7 protein-coding genes and 1 pseudogene are annotated in these 4,229 nt (G+C 68.9%); 4 read left to right on the top strand and 4 right to left on the bottom strand.

Annotated features, from left to right (window positions below):
* Window positions 1-92, top strand: a pseudogene (locus JWP28_RS01420) (prephenate dehydratase); the annotation flags it as partial.
* 143 nt (window positions 93-235) lie between these two features.
* Here JWP28_RS01420 and JWP28_RS01415 read toward each other — a convergent pair.
* The 3 genes from JWP28_RS01415 to JWP28_RS01405 form a co-directional block, all read right to left on the bottom strand.
* On the bottom strand, window positions 236-1,042 hold the full coding sequence (locus tag JWP28_RS01415; protein WP_299539160.1) for an exodeoxyribonuclease III: 807 nt from the start codon (window positions 1,040-1,042) through the stop codon (window positions 236-238).
* A 266-nt stretch (window positions 1,043-1,308) separates the two neighbouring features.
* Window positions 1,309-1,956, bottom strand: coding sequence for an outer-membrane lipoprotein carrier protein LolA (locus JWP28_RS01410; protein WP_299539158.1), 648 nt, complete (start codon window positions 1,954-1,956; stop codon window positions 1,309-1,311).
* A 79-nt stretch (window positions 1,957-2,035) separates the two neighbouring features.
* On the bottom strand, window positions 2,036-2,749 hold the full coding sequence (locus tag JWP28_RS01405; RefSeq protein ID WP_299539155.1) for a ribonuclease T: 714 nt from the start codon (window positions 2,747-2,749) through the stop codon (window positions 2,036-2,038).
* 58 nt (window positions 2,750-2,807) lie between these two features.
* Between JWP28_RS01405 and JWP28_RS01400 the strand changes: the two genes are divergently transcribed.
* The 3 genes from JWP28_RS01400 to JWP28_RS01390 are packed head-to-tail and all read left to right on the top strand — an operon-like array spanning window position 2,808 to window position 3,886.
* A complete protein-coding gene (locus JWP28_RS01400; protein WP_299539153.1) occupies window positions 2,808-3,059 on the top strand; it encodes an excinuclease ABC subunit B in 252 nt (83 codons plus the stop codon).
* Window positions 3,060-3,105: 46 nt separating this feature from the next.
* Window positions 3,106-3,435 carry a metalloregulator ArsR/SmtB family transcription factor gene (locus JWP28_RS01395; RefSeq protein WP_299539151.1) on the top strand — a complete coding sequence of 110 codons (330 nt, stop codon included), beginning with the start codon at window positions 3,106-3,108 and terminating at the stop codon, window positions 3,433-3,435.
* Window positions 3,428-3,886: an SRPBCC family protein gene (locus tag JWP28_RS01390; RefSeq protein ID WP_299539148.1), complete on the top strand. Its 459-nt coding sequence runs from the start codon at window positions 3,428-3,430 to the stop codon at window positions 3,884-3,886. Before JWP28_RS01395 ends, JWP28_RS01390 begins: the two co-directional genes overlap by 8 nt.
* Before the next feature lie 218 nt (window positions 3,887-4,104).
* Here JWP28_RS01390 and JWP28_RS01385 read toward each other — a convergent pair whose 3' ends face one another.
* Window positions 4,105-4,215, bottom strand: coding sequence for a DNA translocase FtsK (locus JWP28_RS01385; RefSeq protein ID WP_299539162.1), 111 nt, complete (start codon window positions 4,213-4,215; stop codon window positions 4,105-4,107).
* Window positions 4,216-4,229 lie beyond the last annotated feature (14 nt).

Here is a 4,229-nt window from a genome sequence, read left to right as displayed (position 1 = left end):
TGGCGCTGGCCTTCGAGGAGCTGCGGTTCTTCTCGGACAAGTTCGAGATCCTGGGGGTCTACCCGGCCGATCCGTTCCGGACGCGGGGGTAGGGGCGGCTAAGTTGCTCCCCCGTTGGGGGAGCTGTCAGCGAAGCTGACTGAGGGGATCCCCCACGATCTGAGCGGACCCCCTCCGGCGCTTCGCGCCACCTCCCCCAAATCGCGCTTTCGCGCTGGGGGAGGAACCGGCTGGCTTACAGCACCAGGTCCGCGCTGACCGGCGCGTGGTCGCTGGGGCGTTCCCATTCGCGGACGTCGTCGTGGATGCGGCTCGCCGCCGAGCCCAGGCGGAAGGCGGCGTCGCGCAGGCCGGGCGTCACCAGGATGTGGTCGAGCCGCAGGCCGCGGTTGGAGACCCGGAAGTCCTGGGCGCGGTAGCTCCACCAGGAGGCCAGCTTCTCAGGCTCGGGCTGCGCCTCGCGGGTCAGGTCGATGAAGCCCAGCGAGGCCTTCAGCGCTTCCATCGCCGCCACCTCGACCGGCGTGTGGCTGACGATCTTCGACATGTAGCGGTGGTTCCAGACGTCGTTCTCGCCGGGCGCCACGTTCAGGTCGCCGACGATGGCCAGCGGGGCCTTGGGGTCGCGACGGGCGAGCTCGGTGGTGAGCTTCTCGTAGAAGTCGAGCTTGTGGTCGAACTTGGGGTTGGCCTCCCGGTCGGGCAGGTCGCCGCCGGCCGGGATATAGAAGTTGTGGATCTCGACCCCGGCGACGGTGGCGCCGACGCAGCGGGCGTGGCCTTCGCGGCAGACGTCGAGGGGCGGGGCGTCCTCAAGCGGCAGGCGCGAGGCGATGGCGACGCCGTGCCACCCCTTCTGGCCGGAGATCTTCAGGTGCGGCAGGCCCATCTCCACGAAGGCCTCGCGCGGGAACTCGCCCTCGCGGCACTTGATCTCCTGCAGGCATAGCACGTCCGGGGCCTGCTCGCGCACGAAGCGGGCGGCCTGCTCGTGGCGCAGGCGGACGGAGTTGACGTTCCAAGTGCAGATTCGAAGGCGCATGGGTTCCCTTAAGCGCCGCAGATGGGGATGGGAATGCAGTTGGGAAGAGCTTGGGGAAGACCCGGGGGCGGAGCTGACAAAGAGACGCCCGGGCACTGGAGAAGCCCGGGCGTTTCAGTGGTCTCTCATGCCGCCGCCGGGAGGGGATAGGATCCGGCACGGATTCCGTCGGCGCGTGCGCCGCGCCAATGGCGTAGTGGCATTAGCGCCACAGAAAGGGTTAAAGTCAAGGCATCAAAACTTAACCCTTGCTCGTGGCGAATCCGTCACAGCTTGCCGCGGCCAACGTTTTTCGGGCGCGGGTCCTTCAGCACGAACAGCGACGGATCGAGGCCCGCGGCGCGCTGCAGGCCCTGGATCCGCACCTGGGTGGTGCGGCTCTGCGCGTCGGTCACCGCCCAGCCGACCAGCGTCATCGGATTGTCGGTGAAGGTCAGCGAGATCTGGCCGGCGGTCTCCTTCTTGCCGTCGCGGGCGGTGATGGTGAAGCCGTCGGCGGCGCGGGCCACGCGGGTCACCTGCACGCCGCGGTCGAGGCGGATGGTCTTGGCCAGGAACAGGGAGAGCGGGGTGGCCATCAGCGGATAGGCGTCGAAGGTCTTCAGCCGGCTGTCGGCGATCGACACCGTGCCGCCGTCGGAGACCACCAGCAGGCCGGACGGGGGATCGTAGGCGAAGCGCGCCTTGCCCGGCCGCTTCAGGAAGAGTTCGCCCTGGCTGGTCGCGCCGCGCGCATCGGTCTGGACGAAGCGGCCGCGCGCTTCGGTGAGGTCCTGCAGATAGGCGACCGCGCGGTCCACCAGCGCCTGGTCTTCGGAGGAGAGCGGCGCCGGGGCGGTGGCGGCGAAGGCGTCCAGCGGCGGGATGACGGCGGCTGCGGCGGCCAGCGCCAGCAGTTGGCGGCGGGTCGTCATGGTCGGGTTCCTCATGGAGATTAAAGTTAGCGGCCTATCGTGGCGGCAGGATGGCTTGCCCCTCGGAACGCCCGAATCGTCAGAAGGCGCCCGACCGGCTGGGCGCCAGGCGGACATGCACGCCGTCCGGGACGCCAGTCCCACCCGGGCAAGCGGCCGGGTCGAACTTCAGATCATAGCAGAGCCGGACCTCCGACAACGCCTGCGACCGGGTGGTCTGGACGTAGATCTCGTCGGCTCTGAGCCAGGGATTGCGGCCGATGAACGCCGCCCGCACGGCGCCCGCGGTCAGGGCAGCCGGGGCGATGGTCTCGATCTTCGGCATGACGAGGCGGTCGTAGAGCTTGGCGGCCCGTCCGAAGTACGCCCTGGGGTCGCTCCAGCCACAGGACCCGTGCGCCTGCCATTCGTGCTGCAGCAGCTCGGGCGAGGGCGTTCGGCAGTACATTTCGATGACTGCCGAAGCGTTGAGGGCGCCAACCGCGCGGCAAAACCGCGGGTAGGGCTTGGCGACTCCATTCGGCCAGAGGCCATGCAAGGTGAACCCGAAGGCCGCGGCGCATTCCATCTTCTGGGCGGTGGCCCCGACCCCCATCGTGCGGCACCACTGCGGCGTCCAGTTCAGCGACAGCAGGTAGTAGGCGATGGTCACGCCGCTCACGACTTCGCCCGCGGGCGGGACGACGACAGGCGCGGGAGCCAGGTCGCCGGGGCGGACGCAGGCGGGCGCCGCAAGCGCCGGCGGGCTCGGCGCGGACAGCGCGGCAGCCAGGGCGAGCAATGACAAACGCATCGGAACGGGGGCTCCTGGAACGACGCAACGGCACAGCGCCATGCTACGTTGCCGCGCCATGGACGCCATCGCAAAGCTCGAAGCCCGCATGGCCGAGGCCCGCGCCGCCGGCGACTCGGAGACGGCCGACCTCCTCAGCGAGGCCATCGCGCGCCTGCGGAGCGGCGACAGCGCGCTCACCGAGCAGCAGCCGGGACGGATGGGCCTGGGGTCCAGCCAGGAGGACTACCGCCGTGATCCGCCGCGGGTGCTGCCGAAGAAGCCCGACCCGATGACCAAGGGCCACAAGCCGGGCGGCCGCCGGCGCTGAAGCCGCCGGCTTGACATGCAAGAAATTACTTGCCTATTGTGAGCGCATGGCCGACGACATGGACCGGGTCTTCAAGGCCCTGGCGGACGCCAGCCGCCGGCGGTTGCTGGACCTGCTGCATGCCGACCAGGGCCAGACCCTGGGCGCCTTGGCCGGGCGCCTGGACATGACCCGCCAGGCGGTGAGCCAGCATCTGGCGGTGCTGGAAGCCGCCAACCTCGTGGCCACCGTCCGGCGCGGCCGGGAGAAGCTGCACTACCTGAACCCCGTGCCGATCCACGAGATCGAGGCGCGGTGGATCGCGAAGTTCGAACGGCCGCGCCTTGAGGCCCTGGCCGCGCTCAAGCAACGCCTCGAAGGAGAAACCGATGGCTAAGCACACCTACGTCTATGTGACTTACATCGTGAGCACGCCCGAGAAGGTCTGGGATGCGCTCACCGACGCCAAGATCAGCGCCAGCTACTGGGAGCGCGAGAACGTCTCCGACTGGAAGGTGGGTTCGCGCTGGGAACACCGGCTGCCAGGCAAGTCTCCCGACGTGGTGGGCGAGGTGCTGGAAAGCGATCCGCCGCGCCGGCTGGTGACCACCTGGAAGGTTCCGGGCGACGAGGCCAACCCCGACAAGACCAACCGCTGCGTCTTCGACATCGAAGAGGCCGGCGGCAAGGTGAAGCTGACCGTCACCCACTCAGACCTTGGCGACAAGGCGCTGCAGGACGTCTCCGGCGGCTGGCCTGCGGTGCTGTCGAACCTCAAGACCCTGCTGGAGACCGGCCAGCCCATGCCCGACCCGTTCAGCCGCGTGACGAACCACCCGAAGGGCTAGAGCGGCCCTCGGAGAGAAGAAGAGAGAAGAGGAAACCACGAACCACACAAACACCACCAACGCGCCGTGGATGTGGAGCGGCCGCAGGCCATTTCCTGATGGGCAAGGAGGCCGGTTGGAGGGCGAGCTGCGCTCGCAACCGGCAGAGCGCGTTCGTGCTGTTTGTGTGGTTCGTGGTTGAATCTGATCGTGGTCGCCGCCGGCGCTGTGCGTACCAGCTAGGGCGCGGCGCTCACCAGGATCTCACGCTTGCCGGCGTGGTTGGCGGCGCCGACGACGCCTTCCTGCTCCATGCGCTCCATCAGCGAGGCGGCGCGGTTGTAGCCGATCTGCAGGCGGCGCT

The organism is Phenylobacterium sp., assembly GCF_028290885.1.
Taxonomy (GTDB): Bacteria; Pseudomonadota; Alphaproteobacteria; order Caulobacterales; family Caulobacteraceae; genus Phenylobacterium.
The sequence above is the reverse complement of the archived record's forward strand: the minus strand, read 5'-3'. Positions and strand labels throughout refer to the sequence as shown.